This window comes from Mesorhizobium sp. M0778, from assembly GCF_040320105.1.
Lineage (GTDB): Bacteria > Pseudomonadota > Alphaproteobacteria > Rhizobiales > Rhizobiaceae > Mesorhizobium.
This window is the reverse complement of the sequence record NZ_JAMYPA010000017.1, coordinates 124,157-142,919: the sequence shown is the minus strand read 5'-3', so window position 1 is coordinate 142,919 and position 18,763 is coordinate 124,157. Positions and strand designations below refer to the sequence as shown.

At 63.0% G+C, this 18,763-nt stretch carries 26 protein-coding genes and 1 pseudogene; 17 read left to right on the top strand and 10 right to left on the bottom strand.

All coding sequences use genetic code 11. The features are described from left to right. Positions 1 to 195 precede the first annotated feature (195 nt). Positions 196 to 864: pseudogene (locus tag NKI22_RS22560) on the top strand (23S rRNA (adenine(2030)-N(6))-methyltransferase RlmJ); the annotation flags it as partial. A gap of 125 nt (positions 865 to 989) precedes the next feature. Beyond that, a complete protein-coding gene (locus tag NKI22_RS22555; protein WP_352814857.1) occupies positions 990 to 1,442 on the top strand; it encodes a hypothetical protein in 453 nt (150 codons plus the stop codon). A gap of 38 nt (positions 1,443 to 1,480) precedes the next feature. Here NKI22_RS22555 and NKI22_RS22550 read toward each other — a convergent pair whose 3' ends face one another. Beyond that, entirely contained in the window at positions 1,481 to 1,843 is a 363-nt protein-coding gene (locus tag NKI22_RS22550; protein ID WP_352958899.1) for a VOC family protein, read from the bottom strand. Between the two features lie 126 nt (positions 1,844 to 1,969). On the opposite strand from NKI22_RS22550, the gene NKI22_RS22545 reads away from it, so the two are divergent. After that, positions 1,970 to 2,722, top strand: coding sequence for a sulfite exporter TauE/SafE family protein (locus NKI22_RS22545; protein ID WP_352814858.1), 753 nt, complete (start codon positions 1,970 to 1,972; stop codon positions 2,720 to 2,722). Positions 2,723 to 2,763: 41 nt separating this feature from the next. Here the strand turns inward: NKI22_RS22545 and NKI22_RS22540 are convergent, their stop codons facing one another. Further along, entirely contained in the window at positions 2,764 to 3,399 is a 636-nt protein-coding gene (locus NKI22_RS22540; protein ID WP_502897711.1) for a TetR/AcrR family transcriptional regulator, read from the bottom strand. Positions 3,400 to 3,461: 62 nt separating this feature from the next. Here NKI22_RS22540 and NKI22_RS22535 point away from each other — a divergent pair, with 62 nt between their 5' ends. Next, positions 3,462 to 3,992, top strand: coding sequence for a DinB family protein (locus NKI22_RS22535; RefSeq protein WP_352814860.1), 531 nt, complete (start codon positions 3,462 to 3,464; stop codon positions 3,990 to 3,992). A 456-nt stretch (positions 3,993 to 4,448) separates the two neighbouring features. Here the strand turns inward: NKI22_RS22535 and NKI22_RS22530 are convergent, their stop codons facing one another. Continuing rightward, positions 4,449 to 4,871: a hypothetical protein gene (locus tag NKI22_RS22530; RefSeq protein WP_210164499.1), complete on the bottom strand. Its 423-nt coding sequence runs from the start codon at positions 4,869 to 4,871 to the stop codon at positions 4,449 to 4,451. 533 nt (positions 4,872 to 5,404) lie between these two features. Between NKI22_RS22530 and NKI22_RS22525 the strand changes: the two genes are divergently transcribed. Beyond that, a complete protein-coding gene (locus NKI22_RS22525) occupies positions 5,405 to 6,001 on the top strand; it encodes a glutathione S-transferase family protein (protein WP_023719799.1) in 597 nt (198 codons plus the stop codon). Between the two features lie 230 nt (positions 6,002 to 6,231). After that, positions 6,232 to 6,900: a Pr6Pr family membrane protein gene (locus tag NKI22_RS22520; RefSeq protein WP_156948090.1), complete on the top strand. Its 669-nt coding sequence runs from the start codon at positions 6,232 to 6,234 to the stop codon at positions 6,898 to 6,900. 97 nt (positions 6,901 to 6,997) lie between these two features. Here the strand turns inward: NKI22_RS22520 and NKI22_RS22515 are convergent, their stop codons facing one another. Further along, positions 6,998 to 7,648: an outer membrane protein gene (locus NKI22_RS22515; RefSeq protein ID WP_023719797.1), complete on the bottom strand. Its 651-nt coding sequence runs from the start codon at positions 7,646 to 7,648 to the stop codon at positions 6,998 to 7,000. A gap of 422 nt (positions 7,649 to 8,070) precedes the next feature. Between NKI22_RS22515 and NKI22_RS22510 the strand changes: the two genes are divergently transcribed. The 9 genes from NKI22_RS22510 (at position 8,071) to NKI22_RS22470 (ending at position 13,864) form a co-directional block, all read left to right on the top strand. Further along, positions 8,071 to 8,847: an SDR family oxidoreductase gene (locus tag NKI22_RS22510; protein WP_023719796.1), complete on the top strand. Its 777-nt coding sequence runs from the start codon at positions 8,071 to 8,073 to the stop codon at positions 8,845 to 8,847. Next, on the top strand, positions 8,844 to 10,922 hold the full coding sequence (gene uvrC, locus NKI22_RS22505; RefSeq protein ID WP_352495590.1) for an excinuclease ABC subunit UvrC: 2,079 nt from the start codon (positions 8,844 to 8,846) through the stop codon (positions 10,920 to 10,922). Before NKI22_RS22510 ends, uvrC begins: the two co-directional genes overlap by 4 nt. A gap of 99 nt (positions 10,923 to 11,021) precedes the next feature. Beyond that, positions 11,022 to 11,618 (top strand): CDP-diacylglycerol--glycerol-3-phosphate 3-phosphatidyltransferase, encoded by a 597-nt coding sequence (gene pgsA, locus NKI22_RS22500; protein WP_127316551.1) that lies wholly within the window; start codon positions 11,022 to 11,024, stop codon positions 11,616 to 11,618. Position 11,619: 1 nt separating this feature from the next. Beyond that, positions 11,620 to 11,877, top strand: a complete 258-nt coding sequence (gene moaD / locus NKI22_RS22495; protein ID WP_352495589.1) for a molybdopterin converting factor subunit 1 — start codon at positions 11,620 to 11,622, stop codon at positions 11,875 to 11,877. A gap of 3 nt (positions 11,878 to 11,880) precedes the next feature. Beyond that, complete coding sequence (locus NKI22_RS22490) at positions 11,881 to 12,360, top strand: molybdenum cofactor biosynthesis protein MoaE (protein WP_352495588.1); 480 nt, start codon at positions 11,881 to 11,883, stop codon at positions 12,358 to 12,360. A 65-nt stretch (positions 12,361 to 12,425) separates the two neighbouring features. Beyond that, entirely contained in the window at positions 12,426 to 13,025 is a 600-nt protein-coding gene (locus NKI22_RS22485) for a YbaY family lipoprotein (protein WP_352850292.1), read from the top strand. Continuing rightward, a complete protein-coding gene (locus NKI22_RS22480; protein WP_352958901.1) occupies positions 12,907 to 13,188 on the top strand; it encodes an META domain-containing protein in 282 nt (93 codons plus the stop codon). Before NKI22_RS22485 ends, NKI22_RS22480 begins: the two co-directional genes overlap by 119 nt. Positions 13,189 to 13,249: 61 nt before the next feature. After that, a complete protein-coding gene (locus tag NKI22_RS22475; RefSeq protein ID WP_352814864.1) occupies positions 13,250 to 13,429 on the top strand; it encodes an SDR family oxidoreductase in 180 nt (59 codons plus the stop codon). Between the two features lie 165 nt (positions 13,430 to 13,594). Then, positions 13,595 to 13,864 (top strand): hypothetical protein, encoded by a 270-nt coding sequence (locus NKI22_RS22470; protein WP_023719785.1) that lies wholly within the window; start codon positions 13,595 to 13,597, stop codon positions 13,862 to 13,864. Between the two features lie 71 nt (positions 13,865 to 13,935). Here NKI22_RS22470 and NKI22_RS22465 read toward each other — a convergent pair whose 3' ends face one another. The 5 genes from NKI22_RS22465 to NKI22_RS22445 form a co-directional block, all read right to left on the bottom strand. Further along, positions 13,936 to 14,544 (bottom strand): class I SAM-dependent methyltransferase, encoded by a 609-nt coding sequence (locus NKI22_RS22465; RefSeq protein WP_352814866.1) that lies wholly within the window; start codon positions 14,542 to 14,544, stop codon positions 13,936 to 13,938. A gap of 151 nt (positions 14,545 to 14,695) precedes the next feature. Beyond that, complete coding sequence (ndk, locus tag NKI22_RS22460; protein ID WP_023719783.1) at positions 14,696 to 15,118, bottom strand: nucleoside-diphosphate kinase; 423 nt, start codon at positions 15,116 to 15,118, stop codon at positions 14,696 to 14,698. Between the two features lie 118 nt (positions 15,119 to 15,236). Beyond that, positions 15,237 to 15,533 (bottom strand): DUF1905 domain-containing protein, encoded by a 297-nt coding sequence (locus NKI22_RS22455; RefSeq protein WP_352588611.1) that lies wholly within the window; start codon positions 15,531 to 15,533, stop codon positions 15,237 to 15,239. Positions 15,534 to 15,710: 177 nt separating this feature from the next. Continuing rightward, a complete protein-coding gene (gene bluB, locus NKI22_RS22450; RefSeq protein ID WP_352495584.1) occupies positions 15,711 to 16,346 on the bottom strand; it encodes a 5,6-dimethylbenzimidazole synthase in 636 nt (211 codons plus the stop codon). Positions 16,347 to 16,659: 313 nt separating this feature from the next. Then, complete coding sequence (locus NKI22_RS22445; RefSeq protein WP_352814868.1) at positions 16,660 to 17,370, bottom strand: glutathione S-transferase family protein; 711 nt, start codon at positions 17,368 to 17,370, stop codon at positions 16,660 to 16,662. A 77-nt stretch (positions 17,371 to 17,447) separates the two neighbouring features. On the opposite strand from NKI22_RS22445, the gene NKI22_RS22440 reads away from it, so the two are divergent. Both NKI22_RS22440 and NKI22_RS22435 read left to right on the top strand, forming a co-directional pair. Beyond that, entirely contained in the window at positions 17,448 to 17,960 is a 513-nt protein-coding gene (locus NKI22_RS22440; protein WP_352495582.1) for a DinB family protein, read from the top strand. A 142-nt stretch (positions 17,961 to 18,102) separates the two neighbouring features. Continuing rightward, positions 18,103 to 18,273 carry a hypothetical protein gene (locus NKI22_RS22435; RefSeq protein ID WP_023677663.1) on the top strand — a complete coding sequence of 57 codons (171 nt, stop codon included), beginning with the start codon at positions 18,103 to 18,105 and terminating at the stop codon, positions 18,271 to 18,273. 69 nt (positions 18,274 to 18,342) lie between these two features. Here the strand turns inward: NKI22_RS22435 and NKI22_RS22430 are convergent, their stop codons facing one another. Continuing rightward, positions 18,343 to 18,645, bottom strand: a complete 303-nt coding sequence (locus NKI22_RS22430) for a DUF982 domain-containing protein (RefSeq protein ID WP_023719778.1) — start codon at positions 18,643 to 18,645, stop codon at positions 18,343 to 18,345. Between the last annotated feature and the right edge of the window lie 118 nt (positions 18,646 to 18,763).

Sequence of the window (18,763 nt, the reverse complement as noted above, 5' to 3'; positions counted from 1 at the left end):
CCCCCCCCCCCCCCCCCCCCCCCCCCCCCCCCACCCCCCACCCCCACCCCCCCCCCACCCCCCCCCAACACCCCCCCCCCCCCCCCCCCCCCCCCCCCCCCCCCCCCCCCCCCCGGCCGCGCCCCCCCCCCCCCCCCCCCCCCTCCCGCCCCCCGCGCGCGCCCCCCCCCCCCCCCAAACTCCGGGGCCCTGGGGGGCGGGCTCGCGGGGGGGTGCGGCCCCCCCCCCCTCGACGCCCCGGCGGCGGCATTGCTAGCACCGTATCTTGGAGCCGTCCGTTCGCTCAATCCGGACGGCGGCGTGAAAAAATACCCGGGTTCGCCGCTGATCGCCCGGCACCTGCTGCGCAAGCAGGACCGGCTGTCGGCGGTCGAGCTGCACCCTAAGGATGCTGCCAGGCTGAAGGCGCTGTTCGACGGTGACTTCCAGACCCGGGTGATCGAGCTCGACGGCTGGCTGGCGCTCGGCGCGCATCTGCCGCCAAAGGAGAAGCGCGGCCTCGTGCTCATCGATCCGCCTTTCGAGGAAGAGGGCGAGTTCGGTCGCTTGGTCGACGGGCTGCAAAGAGCCCATCGGCGCTGGCCAGGCGGCATTTACGCGCTGTGGTATCCGCTCAAGGACCGCAAGGCGGTCGCCGCCTTCCGAAAGGCGCTGAAGCAAACGGGCATTCCCAGGCTGCTCGACGTCGGCTTTGAGATCAGGCCGGCCTCGGTCGAGCCGAGCCTCGACGGCTGCGGCATGGTGATGGTCAATCCGCCCTTCACCCTGGAGGGCGAGTTGCGGACGCTGCTGCCGGCGCTGCACCGGCTGCTTGCTGTCGAGCAGCCATCGCATTGGACGCTGGACTGGCTGGCGGGAGAGTAGTTTGAGGTGCGGTCCTTGCCGTTCCCTCAGCGCAACCATCGTCACCGTAACCATCGTCACTACAACCGCTTGACCGCGCGTCAGCGAATCCGCACAGTGCGCGCAGTCGACCTTGAGAGGCTGCCATGACTCGCTTCGCCCAATCCGCCCTTGCCGCACTGCTCGCCGTTTGCATGCCGCTGGCTGCGCCTCTCGGCGTTACTCAGGCGGTGCAGGCCGCCGACCTTGCAATCTATACCGATGAGGACAGCGGCGTCTGCGGCGAGGCCTGGGTGCTGAACAAAATCACCGACCGCTTCTCGTATCAGGTGCATCACGTGCCGCATCTGCCGGATGTGCAGATCGTCGACTTCCAGCGCATCCACCAGCATCGCTATCTGCCGGCCGACGACACCTGGCCAATCGGCCGCCATTATTGCGGCGCCACCGTCAGCCTCTCCGACGGCCACGCCCGCACCATCTGGTATCTGATCGAGGAAGGCCAAGGCTTTGCCTCGATAGGCGACAATGTCGAATTCTGCGTCTCGGGCTTCGACCGCTGGATGGTCTACAACGGCCGCTGCCGCGTCCTGCGCTGAACCAGTGCCTTCCGATTCCCGATGGATTGTTGCGTCACTTAGGTGGTCGAGAAAAGAAACACCTGAGGGCCGTCAGGATCGCGGACGATCACACGCCTGCCCATAGCCGTCGCCTTGACATCCGCAATGATTCCAAAACCATTGGCCTTCGCGGCAGAAGCCGCTTCGTCCGCGTCGGTGACCTCGAAGCCGATCATCGTTCCCGCTCCTTCCGCCGTCGTTCCTTCGTTTGCCGGATAGAGTTCGATCGCGAGCCCTTGACCTTGGAACGCGAAATGTATCGGACCGGAGCCGTGCTGCTCTTGCCTGAAGACAATTCCGAAATTCGCATAGAAAGCCGCGGCTGATCTGGGGTCAGCCGAAAACCATGTGACAAATGCCAAGCTCGGCAAGGGGGGCATTCATACCTCTCTGGTGTGTGGACTGTCCGGCGCTCAAGGTCGGACGGAGGTTGCGAAAATCGTAGATTTCCATGCAGGTCAACGCCAACCGGCCACATCGATCACTTTGCGGGGAAACAGCACTACATGGATTCGCTTGTTTATATTGTTGCAATTGGGGCGGTCGTTGCAGGTTTCGTCCAAGGGCTGTCCGGGTTCGCTTTCAGCCTGGTTGCCATGTCGTTTTGGGTTTGGACCGTGGAGCCCCAGCTTGCTGCTGCCATGGCGGTCTTTGGGGCGCTCACCGGCCAAATCATCGCCGCCGTCACCGTCCGCCGGGGTTTCGACCTCAAGCTTCTGCTGCCATTCCTGATCGGCGGGACCATAGGAATTCCGGTCGGTGTCGCCATCCTGCCCCTGCTGGATGTGCACTTGTTCAAGTTGATCTTCGGCGCGCTGCTGGTCGTTTGGTGTCCCTTGATGCTTTTTGCCCGTCGCCTCCCTCCCATCACGCTCGGGGGGCCTGTTGCAGACGGTGCAATAGGTCTGGTTGGCGGCATCATGGGCGGGCTTGGCGGCTTCACCGGCCCGGTTCCAACGTTGTGGTGCGTGCTGCGGCAATGGGAAAAGGACAGGCAGCGCATTGTCATCCAGAATTTCAACCTTGTGACCCTCTCCATGACGATGGCCGCCTATCTTGCGACCGGAAAGATCAAGCTCGAAATGCTGCCGATGTTTGCCACCGTCGCGCCGGCGATGTTGATACCGACACTCCTTGGCGCGAGACTCTACATCGGCATCAGCGAAACAACGTTTCGAAAGATCGTCCTCACGCTCTTGGCCGCATCAGGTGCGGCATTGCTGGCATCGGCCTTGCCGCATCTCATGAGCCGGGTTTGAATCCGACGTACAGAAATCCCCGACTTCCGCCGTGCCCTGCGCTATCGACCGATGCGGCCCGCGCCCGATAGGTAGGCGCAGATCAGTTCGACGAGTTGCTTTTGCAGCTCCGGCGCGGCGAGCATGTTCCGGCGTGCCGCGTTATGGATCACACCTTCGATCGCCGACGACAGCACGCGCGCGACGGTCTCCATGTCGGCGCCTTTCCTTGGCTTGCGATAGGCGGCGACGGCGGTCGCGTAGTGGTTGAGATATTGTGTCTGGAACGAAGCGTGGCCGGCCCTGGAGCCGCGATCGCCCGGCGCCTCGTCGAGCAGCACCTGGTGCAGCGTCGGGTGAATGCTGTGCGCCGCGATCATGCCGTGCACCAGTTCCTGCGCGAATTTCCTGAGCGGCTTTTGGTCTTCTGCCGAATCGCGAATGACCGACAGCACATGATCGAAGTGACGGCGCCGGACGGCTTCGAGCAGGGAAAGCTTGTCGGGAAAATACTGGTAGAGCGTGCCGATGCTCACGCCCGCAGTCTCGGCCACCTTGTTGGTGGTGAAGCCGGCCCAGCCCAGCCCGCTCAGAACATGAGCCCCCGCCGCGACGATCGCCTCGACGGTCGCCCTGGAACGCGCCTGGCGCGGCTGCTTGCGCATGCGCGGATACGGTTTTGCAATGCGAGTAGACACGCCCGCCCATTCTCCTGAAAATATGAACAACATACTCGCATTTCCAGAAAAGGACACCGACCATGAGTGCGCACGCCCTGCTTCGCAGCCTGTTTGCCTATCAGGCCTGGGCAAATGACGAACTGCTGGAAAGGCTCGTCAGTCTCGACCCGCCCGTTCACGGCAAGGAACGGCAGGCCGTGATACGGCTCATCGATCACAGCCATGTGGTGTCGCGGATATTCTCAGCCCACCTGGTTGGTGCAAGCCATGGCTACTCCGCCGACAACATCGAGGACACGCCGGCCCTCGACGAACTTCGTGCCGCAGTCGCGGCGACCGATCGGTGGTATCTCGATTATCTCGAAACCGTTTCGTCGCAACAGCTCTCCGAGCCCGTCGCATTCGTGTTCACCGACGGGGATAAGGCATTGATGTCGCGACAGGAAATGCTGACCCACGTCGTACTGCACGGCGTCTATCATCGCGGTGAAGCGGGGCGCATCCTGGCGCAGATTTCCGTCACGCCGCCATGGGATACCTTCGCCGTCCATCTCCACAGGGCCGAGCCTTCGCGCCGGCTGCAGAAGCGGCGCGAGCCGCTCGGCGCCTGAACGGCCGAGCGTTTCGATTACGAGATCGGCTCGACCGGATCTATCGAGGGATATCCTGTCTTTCAGAAATGCGAGCTATCTGCTTACTTTCATCGCGTCGTGCAAGATAGTGCAGCGGCGTGCTCGTCGCGTTGCTTCGTACTTACCTGTAGTTTATCGTTTCGGACAAGACGAGGCGGGCGACCGCCTTCGCCCTTGACAATGTTCGCGCTGAGCGTCGGACGTTGAAGCGCAGAGCTGGTCGAAAAGGTCCTGAGCTTGACGCGAAGACCGGTCGAGATAGAGCGAGCAGAATTTCTGTCGCAGAACTTCGCTGCGCGACACAAAGATTCGCCGCCGATTTTTGCACCGGTAAAATGGTCGCGCGCTCGCCGTAACCGAAACTTAAGCTGCAGAAATCATTCTAATGCTTCGCTGGCTAGCAAGCCGCGAGTCAGATATGCATTGCGCGCCGGGTCAATAACGGCCGTCGGCACAACGGAAGGGGCATGATATGGCTAAGCAGTCATCCAAAGCGCCGGCATCCAAGGCACCGGCAAAGAAAGCACCAGTAAAAGCAGCGGCGGCAAAGGCCGCAACTGCTGTGAAGAAAGCAGCACCCGCTGCCAAAGCGAAGGCCGCTGCGCCTAAGGCAAAAGCAGCGCCGGCGAAAAAGCCGGCCGCCAAGGCGGCGGCAAAACCAGCCGTGAAGAAAGCAGCACCTGCCAAGGCAAAAGCAGCACCGGCCAAGGCCAAGGCTGCACCGGCAAAGAAGGCGGCACCGGCCAAGAAGCCGGCTGCAAAGGCCGCTGCGAAACCCGCTGCGAAGAAGGCAGCACCGGCAAAGGCCGCCGCTGCAAAATCTTCCGCAGCAGTGAAGAAAGCAGCGCCCGCGGCCAAGCCGAAGGCAGCGCCCGCAAAGGCGAAGGCCAAGAAGTAGTCGCCGCTCTCCGATCGCCGGGGACAGTACTCAAGACAGCCAGGGCGGGATGCCGGACAGGCGCCTCGCTTGCTAGCTGACGGTCGGGCAGGACGAGAAAGAGGCGGGAGGAAGATGTCTTTTCGCAGCTCCCAGGACTTCGCCACGCGGCGAAGTCCGGTGGGATTTTCGTGGCTGCCAAAGACCAACCTTCGGTGCAAGGCCGAGTTGGTAGCTGATCGGATTTGGATTGTCCGACCTGCTCGCTTCTGCCGCCGCACCTCCGGCTCATCGCATCCAGATTGAAGTCGAGACAATGGCTGCGCGCTGGCGGCGCGGTTTTCCGCCTCTGGCCGTTGATGAAGCCAGCATGATCGGTCAACAGTGCCCACGCACGAGCCCCAATCGGAATCGATTTTCGGTGAGGGTCATGCGCGAAGTCACAATGCTACCGCGTCCTCTTGCGCGTCCAACAGGACATATGGAGTCTGTAGCCGGTAAACAGGAATCGACAATGCCCAGACTGCTCTACGCGTCTACTTCTCCCTACAGTTCCAAGGTGCGCATGGCAGCACTTCATGCCGGCATTGCGGTCGATCTCGTGCCGATAAAGACCGAGGAAAAGCCGGCCGCGCTGATCGGCGCCAATCCGCTCGGCAAGATCCCGGTGCTGGTGCTCGACGACGGCCGCTCGGTCCACGACAGCCGCGCCATCACCCAGCATCTCAACCGGATGTCGAAGAACGCATTGTTTCCGCGTAATCCCGACAAGCGCCTCGAGGCGGAGGTGCTGGAGGCGTTGGCCGACGGCATCTGCGACTGCGCGCTGTCGATGGTCTATGAGCGGCGCACGCGGCCCGAAGAGATGGTCTACCAGCCTTGGCTCGAGCGCCAGTGGAGCAAGATTTCGGCCGCGCTCGATCTGCTCAACGCCAACCCGCCGAAGCTGCCGAAGAAAATCACTGTCGGCCAGATCGCGCTGCGCGCTTGCCTCGGCTATCTCTCGCTGCGCTTCGCCGGAAAATGGGAAAAGGGCCGCGGCCGGCTGACGCGCTGGGCGGCACGCTTCGACGAGAAATTCCCGGAGCTGAAGCCCGGCATCCCGGCTTGAGGGCGGGGATGGCGAAGCTACCGATCTTCCCCTAATGCATGTCGCGCAAAAGTGTGCAGCGGTTTTGTGATAACGACATGCATAAAACAGGAACCTAAGGCGCGTCGCATGCCGCCGGTCGAACGCGACGCGCTTTAGCGGATTCCTGGCGGGGGAGGCGCAACGGCCAATTTCGACATGCTGGGAGTGAGCCGGGCCGGCGAGGCTGGAAGGTTGGTCTTGGGGGCATTTTGGTCGACAGACGTTCCGCCCAGTCTTATCGTCGCTTTCTCAAACGTAAGCCGGTGGGGGAGGGCGATTTGATACAGCGCTTGTTTGCCCTGATCATTTGTCTATCCGCGTGCACTGGCATTGGCCTTGAACTCAGCACCTTGATCAAGGGCGGTGCATCGATGCTTGGCTCGCTGTGGGTGTTGGTGGGATATTTCACGATCCTGACCAACGGTCTTGTCGCCATTGTATTCGCAGCCATAGCGCTCCTCGGGGAGCGTTTCGACCATCCAACGCTGGTGGCGTGGACGGCTGCCGTGATGGCCCTGGTCGGGGTGATTTTCGCGGTGTTGCTCCAAGGGCTGCGCACTTTGGCTGGCGCGACCGCCGAAGCAAACTTTCTGCTCCACCAACTCAATCCTGTCCTTGTCTTATTGTTCTGGCTTCTATTCACGCGAAAGGGGAGGCTCTCGTGGCGCGATCCGCTTCTATGGGCGCTCTATCCCCTGGCCTATCTCGCTTATGCCCTGGCTCGTGGTGTCGCTGAAGGGAAATACGCTTACCCGTTCATAGATGTGTCCGCCAATGGCTGGGTCGCAGTCATGTCGAATGGCGCCACTATCGCCCTCGGTTTCATCGCAGCAGCCGAAGTTCTGGTCCTGGTCGACCGGATGCTGGCTCAACGCTGACCTCGAGATCACGCGTGCCCATGCCGACAGGATGGGCACCGGGCACAAAAAAAGCCGGGCGCGAGGCCCGGCTTTTTCGTGTCGTGGCTTGGACGACTTAGAACTTCATACCGACGCCGAAAGTGACGCGATTGTCGGTCGACTTGACCTTGCCGATACCGTCGAAGTTCTTGTCGCCGAAATCGGTGTAGCGGTACTCGACACGGCCGAACACATTGTCGGTGATCTTGATGTCGGTGCCGACGCCGGCCGTCCAGCCGAGCATGGTGTTGGTGTCGCTGAAGCCGGCGGCTTCCACCTTCTGGTTCTTCAGCGCGCCACCGGCGGTGCCGTAGAGCAGGATTTCCGGGGTAACAGCGTAGCCGAGGCGAGCGCGCAGCGAGCCTTCGACGCCGCCCTTGGCCTCGATGCCGGCATCGTCGCCCTTGACGCCGTTATAGCCGATATCGGCTTCGGCACCGTAGACGAAGTTCTCCTGCTGCCAGTTGTAGCCGCCGAAGACGCCGCCGACGAAGCCCTTGGTATCGATGTCGACACCAACGGTTTTGGCATCGGCATGGCCGGCGAAGCCGTAGCCGACGCTCACACCGGCATAGGGGCCGGCCCAGGATGCGACCGGAAGTTCGGCGATCGGGGCAGGTGCCGGCGGCTCTTCCTGAACCACGTCCGCGGCATAGGCGGTTCCGCCGAGGGCGAACAGCCCAAACGCCACCGCGAGCGGTCGCGCAAATTTAAGATTGGCTTGCATTGTTCTTTACTCCTTAAGCCACAGGACACAGGCTTGTTTTTTCATGAGCGCCCTCAACCCGTCCGGGGGGTGAAACGGATCCGGCGTTCAACGGTTCCAAATGTCGTGTCGAAATGCGGCTGAAGCGAACCTGAACTTGGGTCATTCCCTGGCACGAATGAGGCAGAACCTTGACGTTGCATCTTCGCAACAGCGAGATGTCAGCAGGTTCGCCGTGCTGCACTGCACACGGCTTGGTGCAAGGGCTCCCGCGCCCTATATTGCGGTCGGGCTGGCCCGGATTCCGGTCGAGCCAGAATGCCGACCGGGCCACTTTGCCACAATCCTGCCCCAGGTGGAAATGGGATTTAACACTTGGCAGGCCATATTTTGCCGGCCCGGTCCCGGCAGGTCGGAATCGGCATCAGATTGAGGATTGACAGATGAGCAAGGTCGCCGCGACGGCACTGGTGACAGGCGGGGCGAAGCGGATCGGCAGGGCGATCGTCGAGGATCTTGCTGCGCACGGTTTTGCCGTCGCCATTCACTGTAATCGCTCGCTGGCCGAGGCGGAGGCACTGGCGGCCGGGATCAACAGTGGTCATTTTGGTCGAGACGGCAGGGCCGCTGTGGTTGCTGCCGACCTGACCGACATGGACGCCGTCGGCAACCTTGTCGGCCGCGCGGCGGCGGCGCTCGGACCGGTGTCGCTGCTGGTCAACAACGCCTCGCTGTTCGAGCACGACAGTGTTGACGATTTCGACTGGCCGGCCTGGGATCGCCATTTCGCCGTGCATGTCAAGGCGCCGGCTCTGTTGGCGCAGACTTTCGCCCGGGCCTTGCCGCAGAGCAGTGAGGGGTTGATCGTCAACATGATCGACCAGCGCGTCTGGCGGCCGACGCCGCGTTATTTCTCCTATGCGCTGTCGAAGTCGACCTTGTGGGCAGCGACCGAGATGATGGCGCAGGCGCTGGGTCCCCGCATCCGCGTCAACGCCATCGGTCCGGGCCCGACCTTGAAGAACACGCGCCAGCACGACAGCGATTTCGACGCGCAGATTGCCGGCCTGATCCTGAAGCGCGGCCCGGAATTGCCCGAATTCGGTGACACCATCCGTTACCTCTGGGCGGCACGCTCGGTCACCGGCCAGATGATCGCGCTTGACGGCGGCCAGCATCTTGCATGGCAGACGCCCGATGTGACAGGCATGACGGAATGAGCCCCATGGACCAGAAACAAAAAACGCGCGGCGGCGCCGACGACCTGCCGCCCGAAATCGACCTCGAGGACGAGGCAGCCGAGGAGGTCGTCGAGCCTGCAGCCGCTGGTCCGGACGTCACCTTCACCGCCATCGACTGGACGCCGCATGCCGGCGATGCCGACGGCATGGTCGGCGCCGAGGTGATCCAGACGCTGGTCAAGCGGCTGCCCAACGCGCCCGGCGTCTACCGCATGATGAATGCCGCCGGCGACGTGCTCTATGTCGGCAAGGCACGCAGCCTGAAGAAGCGGGTCACCAACTACGCGCAAGGTCGGTTCCACACCAGCCGCATCGGCCGCATGGTGCGCGAGACGTCGACGATGGAGTTCGTCGTCACCCGCACCGAGATCGAAGCGCTGCTGCTTGAAGCCAACCTCATCAAGCGCTTGCGGCCGCGCTTCAACGTGCTGATGCGCGACGACAAGTCGTTTCCCTATATCCTGTTGACCGGCGACCATGTCTCCCCCGGCATCTACAAGCATCGCGGCGCGCGCTCGCGCAAGGGCGACTATTTCGGCCCCTTTGCCTCAGCCGGCGCCGTCGGCCGCACCATCAATTCGCTGCAGCGCGCCTTCCTGCTCAGGAGCTGCACCAACTCCTTCTACGAGAACCGCACCCGGCCTTGCCTTTTGTTCCAGATCAAGCGCTGTGCCGGCCCGTGCACCGGCGAGATCTCGCATGGCGACTATGCAAGGCTTGTCGCCGAGGCGAAGGATTTTCTCTCCGGCCGCAGCCAGAAGGTGAAGACGGAGATCTCCGCCGCCATGCAGCAGGCTTCGGAGAACCTCGATTTCGAACGCGCCGCCATCTATCGCGACCGGCTGGCGGCGCTGTCGCATGTGCAGAGCCATCAAGGCATCAATCCGCAGACTGTCGACGAGGCCGACGTCTTCGCCATTCATCAGGAGGGCGGCCAGGTCTGCATCCAGGTGTTCTTCTTCCGCACCGGCCAGAACTGGGGCAACCGCGCCTATTTTCCCAAGGCCGATCCGGCGCTCGAAGCTGGCGAGGTGCTGGGTTCGTTCCTGGCGCAGTTCTACGACGACAAGCCGACGCCACGCACCATCCTGTTGTCGTATGGCGTCGAGGACCAGGAATTGCTGGCGGAGGCGCTCTCCACGCGCGCCGGCCGCAAGGTGTCGATCTCGGTGCCGCAGCGCGGCGAGAAGAAGGACCTGACCGACAACGCGCTGCAGAACGCGCGCGAAGCGCTCGGCCGACGGCTCGCCGAGACCTCGACCCAGGCGCGGCTGCTCACCGGCTTTGCCGAGACCTTCGGCCTGGAAAAGCCGCCGGTGCGCATCGAGGTCTATGATAACTCGCACATCATGGGCACCAACGCCGTCGGCGCCATGGTCGTCGCCGGGCCGGAAGGGTTTGTGAAGAACCAGTATCGAAAGTTCAACATCCGCTCGACCGAGATCACGCCGGGCGACGATTTCGGCATGATGCGCGAGGTGATGCAGCGGCGCTTCTCGCGGCTGTTGAAGGAACATGGCGATGCCCCGCAAACCGAGAGTGCGGACGAGGCGAGCGCTACCGGACCGGGCGACGATGTCGAGGACGCCGGCGGCTTTCCGGCCTGGCCCGACGTCATCCTCATCGACGGCGGCCAAGGCCAGATGACGGCGGTGCGCAAGATCCTGTCCGATCTCGGCATCGAGAACCGCGTCGTGGCCATCGGCATCGCCAAGGGTCAGGACCGTGACGCCGGCCGCGAACGCTTCTTCGTCAAGGGCAGGGACTCATTCTCGCTGCCCGTACGCGATCCGGTGCTCTATTTCGTCCAGCGGCTGCGCGACGAGGTCCATCGCTTCGCCATCGGTTCGCACCGCGCCCGCCGCAAGAAGGAGATGGTCAAGAGCCCGCTCGACGAGATCAGCGGCATCGGCCCCGGCCGCAAGCGCGCGCTGCTGATGCATTTCGGCACGGCCAAGGCGGTCAGCCGCGCCGCCGTTGAGGATCTGGTCAAGGTTGACGGCATTTCCGAGCAGGTGGCGAAATTGGTCTACAATCATTTTCACGAGAGCTAAGATCTATTGCCGATATTTCGGCTGGCTAATCGATTCTGGCCTGTTGACCCCCCACATTCGCTTCTGATTTGACTAAGCAGGCAGAAAGAGTTCCCAAACATGGCCCAGCGCGCGTTCAACCTGCCTAACATGCTCACCTATGCCCGCATTCTGGCGGTGCCGTTGGTCGTGCTGTGCTTCTTCCTGGAAGGGCATCTGAAATCGAGCGACTTCGCCCGCTGGTCGGCGCTCATCATTTTCCTGCTCGCCTCGATCACCGATTACTTCGACGGCTATCTGGCGCGCGCCTGGCAGCAGACCTCCAATATCGGCAAGATGCTCGACCCGATCGCCGACAAGCTGCTGGTCGCCACTTGCCTGCTGCTGCTCGCCGCCGACACCGACCGCCATGCCGGCATCGCCGGCTGGTCGCTGTGGGCGGCGATCATCATCCTGTGCCGCGAGATCCTGGTCTCGGGTCTGCGCGAATATCTGGCGGCCCTGAAGGTCTCGGTGCCGGTGACGCAACTGGCCAAATGGAAGACCACCATCCAGATGGTCGCCATTGCCTTCCTGCTTGCAGGCCCCGCCGGCGACAAGATCTTTCCACTGACCACCCAGACCGGGCTGGTGCTGCTGTGGATCGCAGCCCTGGTCACGCTCTACACCGGCTACGACTATTTCCGCGCCGGCCTCAAGCACATCATGGACGAGTAACATGTCGACCAAGCTCATCTATTTCGCCTGGGTGCGCGAGCGGATCGGCAGACCGGAGGAAGACGTCGAACTGCCGGACGGCATTGAAACCGTCGCCGACCTGTTGCGCTGGCTGAAATCACGCGGCGAGGAATACGAGAACGCGCTGCAATATCCTGATGTGATCCGCGTCGCCATCAACCAGGAACATGTCGAGCACCGCGAGAAGATCGCCGGCGCGCGCGAGATCGCGCTGTTCCCGCCGATGACCGGTGGCTGAACCATGTCCGCGGTGGTGCCTGTGGTGCGCATCCAGGCGGAGGACTTCGATGTCGCCGCCGAGATCGCCAGGCTGACCCAGGGTCGCAACGACATCGGCGCTGTGGTGACCTTCTCCGGCCTTTGCCGCGACGAGCAAGGCAGGCTCTCCGCGCTTGAGCTCGAACATTATCCCGGTATGGCCGAAGCCGAGATTTCCCGCATCGCCGGCGAGGCAATCGAGCGTTGGCCACTGCAGGGCCTCACCGCCATCCATCGCCACGGCAAGATCGCGCCCGGCGAAAACATCGTGCTGGTGGTGGCGGCTTCCGCCCACCGGCAGGCGGCGTTCGAGGCCGCGAATTTCCTGATGGACTATTTGAAATCACGGGCGCCGTTCTGGAAGAAGGAACACCATAGCGACGGTTCGGAGGGCGGCTGGGTCGACGCCAAGGAGGCCGACGACAAGGCGGCGAGCCGCTGGAAGCAGCCGCCGTCCGAATAAATCCCGCGACAGCCATTCATTGACCGCAATCCTGCGAAACCCTTTGCCGGAAGGGGAGCAGGATCATGCTGGACAGGATCGCCGAGTTCTTCATCTTCGGACTGGTGCCGCTGGCCCTCGGCATCCTGGCCGTTCCGGATCATTCCGCGGCTGCCGAAAAGACCCTCAAGGGCGAGGTGATGTATCGCGAGCGCATCGCCCTGCCGCCTAATGCCGTGCTTTCCGTGCAGCTTGCCGACGTGTCGCTGGCCGACGCGCCGGCCGCAATCATCGGTGAGCGCAAGGTGGTGCCGGCCGGCCAGGTGCCGATCAAGTTCGAGATCAGCTTCGATCCGCAGGTGATCCGGCCTGATATGACCTACGCTCTGCAGGCGCGCATCACTGTCGACGACCGGCTGCTGTTCGTCACAGGTGCGCGCCACCAGGTCGACCCGCTCAGCGACGCGCCACAGACCATCATGCTGAAAATGGCGGCGCCGAGCGCCGAGCCGGCGACAGCTTCCGTGTTCGGCCAAAGCTGGCTGGTCGAATATATCGACGGCATCGATTGCCGAGCCGCGGGCGACATTCCGGATCAGCGAAGCCGGCAAGGCCGGCGGCAGCGGCCCTTGCAACGTCTATTTCGCTACCGCCAAAGTCGATGGTTCGACGATTACCATCAGTGACATCGGTTCGACCTTCAAGGCCTGCGCGTCCGAGACCATGGCCGAGGAAAAGGCGCTGTTCGAGGCGCTGGCCAAGGCAGCGTCGTACCATATCGACGCCGGCAAGCTCATCATCGCCGACAAGGATGACCGCGTCATCCTGCGATTCAATGCTGCGAGTTGAGACTTGTCGATATTCAGGTGAGGCCTGCACCGGCTCGGCCTGCCCTGATTCTCAACAGGCCTTGGACCGTTCCGAAACGATCACACCTGTGGTGGCGGCGCAGACGTCAGGCCGAAGCGGCGCATCAAAGGCTGGCTCGCCGGAAGAGATAGCGACGGTCGTGGCCTTCCTTGCTTGCGATGACGCCTCGTTCGTCTCCGGCCACGGCCTGCTCGCCGATGGCGGCTATTCGGTCGCCTGATCGGCCGCATGTCGATCACGTTGTGTTTCAGCCGGAATAAACCGGACAGAGCGCGCGTTACGTCCTCATACGATGGCGGGTAAGGCAAAAGGGATGTTTGTCCCTTCGTTGATGCCGCCAGAATGGCTGCGGCTCGTTCTGGCCTTAACTCAAAGGAGTCCAGACATGAAAACGCACGCGCTTATCCTTGCCGCCACCGGTGCATCGCTCCTTGCCTTCACCGGCCTTGCCAAGGCGGACGACCATCTGTTCGATGCCCTTCAACATGGTCTCAGTCCTGACAGCCAGCCTTTCCAGACCAACAAGGCTGGTCATAGCGGCGATCTCGCGCCCGGGCAGGGTAGCCCGTTCACAGGTCACGATACACAGACGCCGGCCACCGACACGGAAGCGGCGAACGAACATGCGAACGTGAAGGAACGCCAGGCGAAATAGACTGGCAGAACCCGCCGCTAGGGGGCGGCGGGCGAGATCTATCGGGCGACGACCGCATACACCAGGCATTCTCAATTTGTCGCGAGTTTGAATACCGCGCCGTAGTGGTAGGGCGGTATATCCGTCAGTTCGGCGAGCTTGAACCCGCTTGCTTCCGCCGCCGCGGTGGTCTGTCCGGGTGACAGCCTCAGCTCGGTCTTCGGTCCGCGTGGCTCGCCCAGAACCGTGGTCTGCTCGCGCGGCTGCTGGTGCCAGTTGACGATGGCAAAACGACCGGCCCTGCCAAGCGTCGCCCGCACGGCGCGGGCAAGGCGCGGCCGGTCCGGAACGCCATGGAAAGCGTTGGCCATGAAGACGAAGTCGACGGGCCGGGGCACCAGCCTGGCAAGCTCATAGGCGTCGCCCGCCACAAACTCGCAATTGCTCGCGCCTCCGTCGGCCAGCCGCCGCCGGGCGACTTCGAGCAGATCGGCATCGATGTCGATGGCGATGACCTGACGAACGACCCTGGCCATTGGCAGCGTGAACCAGCCGTCGCCGCAGCAGAGATCGACCACATCCATGCCGTGCTTCATTCCCACCGCCGTCAACACCCCGGCAGGGTCGGGCCACAACGCCTCCCACCAGCCGCCGGTCGGCATCTCGGTGCCCTGAAACAAGCCGGGAATGGTGCTGGTCATGGCCTGGTCGGCTCCGTTGTCGCGACCGCGTTTGATCCGTGCCCTCGAGCTTAACGCACCCATGACCCGTCGAGGAGCCTGAACCTGAAATGTCTGCTAACGAAAAAGGCCGGCGTTGCGCCGGCCTCTTTGATGGGTTCGGGATGCCGGCTTAGCCGACGATCTCGGTGTCCGAGAACCAGTATTTGATCTCCTGCGCGGCGGTTTCCGGCGCATCGGAACCATGCACGGAATTCTCGCCGATCGACAGCGCGTGCAGCTTGCGGATGGTGCCTTCGGCGGCGCTTGCCGGATTGGTGGCGCCCATCACTTCGCGGTTCTTGGCAATGGCGTTCTCGCCTTCCAGCACCTGCACGATGGTCGGGCCCGACGACATGGACTCGACCAGCTCGCCGAAGAACGGACGCTCCTTGTGGACGGCATAGAAACCTTCTGCCTCGCGGCGGCTCATCCACACCCGGCGCGAAGCGACGACGCGCAGGCCGGCATCTTCCAGTATCTTGGTGATGGCGCCGGTGAGATTGCGACGGGTCGCGTCCGGCTTGATCATGGAAAAGGTGCGTTCGAGCGCCATGGGATCGTCCTTGTGATGGAGAGTGGAATTGAGGGTGGCGGGCTCTATACAAGCCGCCCGCCGGCTTGCCAAGGGGAGGTGGGCGCACAGCGCGTCGCCGTCAGCCAGACCCAATGTGTCATAGCTCTATCTCGATCGTCAGGTTGGCCGTGTCGCCAGCCCTAAGGCCTTCGCGGACCCGCACCGCCGTCTTGATCGGCAAGAGCAGGCTGCCGGATTTCTTGTCGGGAAACAGCGATGTCCGCCATCTGGTCTGGCCGATGACGGCTTCCACGCCAAGCGAGCCCCAGGGCCTTGCCATCCCCACCATCGCCGTCTTGATCCATGCTCCAGGTTCCGGCGGTAGCGTCACGAAATGCCAGCCGCCCTTGCCCGGATAGACCCAGATCTCGGCCTGCACCTCGCAGCGAAACATTCTATGCCCTTCCTCAGATCAAGGCCGTCACGACTGGCTTTGCCTTGGTCTCTTGTTGGCGATGCTGACGATCGGCGAGACATCCATGATATCCATTCTGCCCTGCAGCGGAGGAGTCATTCTCCCCTGCAAAGAGAATGGCTTTCCTGCAAAAAGAATGGCAGCGCCGCCGTTGCACTACCGTTTTATCACGATCGAAGCGCGCCGGACTTCCCAACCTTGCCGTTCCAGTTCCGGCACGCTGTGTTCCTCGCTTGGATAGCCGACACAGAAATAGCCGATCAGCGTCCACTCCGCCGGCACGTCCAGGATCGTCGCCACCTCGGCCGGATCGAGGATCGAGACCCAGCCCATGCCTATTCCTTCGGCGCGCGCCGCCAGCCACATCGTGTGGACTGCCATGACAGCGGAATAGTCTATGGTGGCTGGCATGGTCAGGCGGCCGAGCCCATGCCCTTGCTCGGTTGCGCGGTCGGCGAAAACCGCAAGCTGGCAGGGCGCCTCATTCAGGCCGGCAAGCTTCAGGCGCCCATAGAGCGCGGCGCGTTCGCCGCAAAAATTTGCGAGTGCCTCCGCGTTGCAGCGCTCGAAGCAGGCCCTGACGGCAGCGCGGCATGCTTCGCTCTCGACGACGACGAAGCGCCAGGGCTGGCTCAGCCCGACGGAAGGCGCGGCGCTGGCAAGCTCGAGCAGCCGCTCCAGCGCCCCTTCGGGGAGCGGCGTCGGCTTGAACCGCCTGACGTCGCGCCGCCACAGGAAGAGATTGGCGAGCCCGGCGCGAAAGTCGGCCGGGAACTCTGGGTTTGCGGTCATGGCGCGCTGCCTTTGTTGTGATTGCCCGGTTCGCCGGATGTTCGTCTTGTTTGCTTCGATCCAGGCACGGATGAGGCGCTTCGAGCGACACTTCGTCTACCCGCATTGTCGCATTTCGCCGGCTGGCAACTTTCAGTTAAGGCCGGACAACGTCCCTGCCGGCAACGCAGTTGGACCTCGACCGGCAAAACAAAACCCGCCTCGGCAAGCCGGGCGGGTCGTCGATACGAATCAGCACCATACCCAAATTAGTAGCATAGCTGCCGGCACAAAGCAAGAACAAAATGTGGCGTTGCCGATGAAACTGCCGATTTCAACTATCGAGCGGGGCGATCGCCGCCGCCGCGACCGTGCGGCCGAGGCCGCCATGCAGATCGAGGCATCGTTCGAACCATTGCGCCACGACGTCGCTGTCGTCGAGCAGCCGGTAGGGCGTGGCGATGCGCGCCCATTGCAGCGCGCTGAAAACGATGTAGTCGGCAAATAGCGGCGACGGGCCGCCGATGAAGGGCTGATAGCCAAGCATCGAGCGGAGCGGCTCCAGCGAGGCCCGGAAGCTGGCGAGCCCAGCGTCGCGGGTGGTGTATACCGCCTCCAGGCGCTTGCCGAAGCGCTGCTCGCGGTTCTGCCGGAAATAGGCGGCGTTCGCCTCGTCCTGCATGGCGTGCAGGTCCAATATCGCAGCGGTGGTGACGTAGGGATGGATGGTCAGCTGCGACCAACGTTCGATGAAGCGCGCCGTCGCCTTGCCGCCGTCGCCGGAAAACAATGTCGGCCGCTCGGGATAGGCCTCCTCGAGATAGAGCGCGATAGCGAAGGAATCGGCGACCACCGTCTCGCCGTCGCGGATCACCGGAACGAGCTTCGAGACGCCGCCTTCCACCTTCGGCACTTCGAGAAAACGGGTCGGCACGCTGGTGATGTCGAGCCCTTTGTGGGCCAGCGCCATCGCCGCCTTCCAGCAATGTGGGCTGAATGGGCGGGCGGCGTCGCGTCCGACAAGGTCATAGAGCAGAATGGTCATTGGCGGCAGCGTCCTCGCAGTCTAACTATGCCCGAAACAGACCCGCGCGAAACAGGGTCTCGCAGGTCGAGAGAAGAATGAAACAGCATTTCAGGATGTTTGCGGCCTACAATCAATGGGCCAATGGCCGCATCTACGATGCCGCCGCCGATCTCGACGAGGAAGAGTTCGACCGCAATGTCGGCGTCTTCTTCGGCTCGATGATGGGAACGCTCAACCACCTCCTGGCAGCCGACCGTATCTGGATGAAACGCTTCACCGGCGAGGGCGACGCGCCGGCAAGGCTCGACACGATCCTGCACCGCGCCTTGCCAGGCTTGCGGCTGGCGCGCGAGGCCGAGGACAAACGGATCATCGACTGGGTTGCCGGCTTGAGCGACAAGGCGCTGTCGGGCCGCTTCTCCTACATGACCGTCTCGGATATGCGCACCGTCTCGCAGCGGTTGGCGCCGGCGCTCGACCACTTCTTCAACCACCAGACCCACCACCGCGGCCAGGCGCATGCGATCCTGACCGTTCTGGGCAAGCCAAGCCTCGGACTGGACCTGACGATGTTCCAGCGCAGCGAGGAGGGCAGGGCATTCGCCTGAACCTGGGGCGGCTGGTGAAGCGGATGGTCGATAGGGACGATCTGCCGAGATTGCAAAAAGCGCCAAAACATTTTATGGAGCGCATGGTCGTGAGGGCGGCCGCTTCAGCAGCATTCAGCAGCAACAGCGAGAATTGGCACGCATGCCCAATGAACCCTTGCGCCTTGTGGCGTTCTTCGCCGTGGTCCTGGCGCTTCTCAACTCCGGTTATTATTTCCACCAGGGCGACATTGTCGCGACCATCTATTTCATGATCGGCGCCATTCTTGTGACTGCGGTGACCCGGATGAGCATCAGAAGGCAGCTGATTTAGGATCTGCCGACCTAAAACCACCGACAACGGACCGCATCTCCGGCCGGCCATGATGACGAAGAGGTTGCGTCAGGCGGCGTAGCCGCCGAGGCCCCGGACGACCGGCTTGACCGAGACTGCCGGCTGGGCGGCCGGCCAGAGGATGCCGGCCGTCACGGCGAAGGTGATCAGGGCGTCGCGTGCCGCTTCGGCCGAGATCTCGCCGGCGCGTGCCGCCTCGCAGGCCTTTACCGCGGCGCCATAGCTCAGCCGCCGGCGCGAAGGCGGGAACTCGGTCAGGAACTCGTGCATCTCGGAGAACGAAGCGATCGTCCGCTTGTAGCCGGCGCCAACGGTTAGGGCGACCGGTGTGGAAAACGTCCTGTCGTGCATTCTGGCCTCTCGAATGGGCGGAGGTCACAGCGGACGCCGTTCTCCGGTCTGGGGGTCGGGCAGAAACGCGGATCACGGCGCGAGGTTCCATGTTGCCGGAATTTGTTTTTCGCCGGCT

Excerpts from the sequence above, each read along its gene's own strand:
- NKI22_RS22485 (WP_352850292.1), top strand. The coding sequence starts at position 12,426 with ATGCTGGACAGGATCGCCGAGTTCTTCATCTTCGGACTGGTGCCGCTG.
- moaD (WP_352495589.1), top strand. The coding sequence starts at position 11,620 with ATGTCGACCAAGCTCATCTATTTCGCCTGGGTGCGCGAGCGGATCGGC.
- uvrC (WP_352495590.1), top strand. The coding sequence starts at position 8,844 with ATGAGCCCCATGGACCAGAAACAAAAAACGCGCGGCGGCGCCGACGAC.
- pgsA (WP_127316551.1), top strand. The coding sequence starts at position 11,022 with ATGGCCCAGCGCGCGTTCAACCTGCCTAACATGCTCACCTATGCCCGC.
- NKI22_RS22470 (WP_023719785.1), top strand. The coding sequence starts at position 13,595 with ATGAAAACGCACGCGCTTATCCTTGCCGCCACCGGTGCATCGCTCCTT.
- NKI22_RS22430 (WP_023719778.1), bottom strand. The coding sequence starts at position 18,645 with ATGCACGACAGGACGTTTTCCACACCGGTCGCCCTAACCGTTGGCGCC.
- NKI22_RS22525 (WP_023719799.1), top strand. The coding sequence starts at position 5,405 with ATGCCCAGACTGCTCTACGCGTCTACTTCTCCCTACAGTTCCAAGGTG.
- NKI22_RS22535 (WP_352814860.1), top strand. The coding sequence starts at position 3,462 with ATGAGTGCGCACGCCCTGCTTCGCAGCCTGTTTGCCTATCAGGCCTGG.
- NKI22_RS22465 (WP_352814866.1), bottom strand. The coding sequence starts at position 14,544 with ATGACCAGCACCATTCCCGGCTTGTTTCAGGGCACCGAGATGCCGACC.
- NKI22_RS22555 (WP_352814857.1), top strand. The coding sequence starts at position 990 with ATGACTCGCTTCGCCCAATCCGCCCTTGCCGCACTGCTCGCCGTTTGC.
- NKI22_RS22510 (WP_023719796.1), top strand. The coding sequence starts at position 8,071 with ATGAGCAAGGTCGCCGCGACGGCACTGGTGACAGGCGGGGCGAAGCGG.
- bluB (WP_352495584.1), bottom strand. The coding sequence starts at position 16,346 with ATGACCGCAAACCCAGAGTTCCCGGCCGACTTTCGCGCCGGGCTCGCC.
- NKI22_RS22445 (WP_352814868.1), bottom strand. The coding sequence starts at position 17,370 with ATGACCATTCTGCTCTATGACCTTGTCGGACGCGACGCCGCCCGCCCA.
- NKI22_RS22515 (WP_023719797.1), bottom strand. The coding sequence starts at position 7,648 with ATGCAAGCCAATCTTAAATTTGCGCGACCGCTCGCGGTGGCGTTTGGG.
- NKI22_RS22455 (WP_352588611.1), bottom strand. The coding sequence starts at position 15,533 with ATGTTTCGCTGCGAGGTGCAGGCCGAGATCTGGGTCTATCCGGGCAAG.
- ndk (WP_023719783.1), bottom strand. The coding sequence starts at position 15,118 with ATGGCGCTCGAACGCACCTTTTCCATGATCAAGCCGGACGCGACCCGT.
- NKI22_RS22440 (WP_352495582.1), top strand. The coding sequence starts at position 17,448 with ATGAAACAGCATTTCAGGATGTTTGCGGCCTACAATCAATGGGCCAAT.
- NKI22_RS22550 (WP_352958899.1), bottom strand. The coding sequence starts at position 1,843 with ATGCCCCCCTTGCCGAGCTTGGCATTTGTCACATGGTTTTCGGCTGAC.
- NKI22_RS22435 (WP_023677663.1), top strand. The coding sequence starts at position 18,103 with ATGCCCAATGAACCCTTGCGCCTTGTGGCGTTCTTCGCCGTGGTCCTG.
- NKI22_RS22490 (WP_352495588.1), top strand. The coding sequence starts at position 11,881 with ATGTCCGCGGTGGTGCCTGTGGTGCGCATCCAGGCGGAGGACTTCGAT.
- NKI22_RS22545 (WP_352814858.1), top strand. The coding sequence starts at position 1,970 with ATGGATTCGCTTGTTTATATTGTTGCAATTGGGGCGGTCGTTGCAGGT.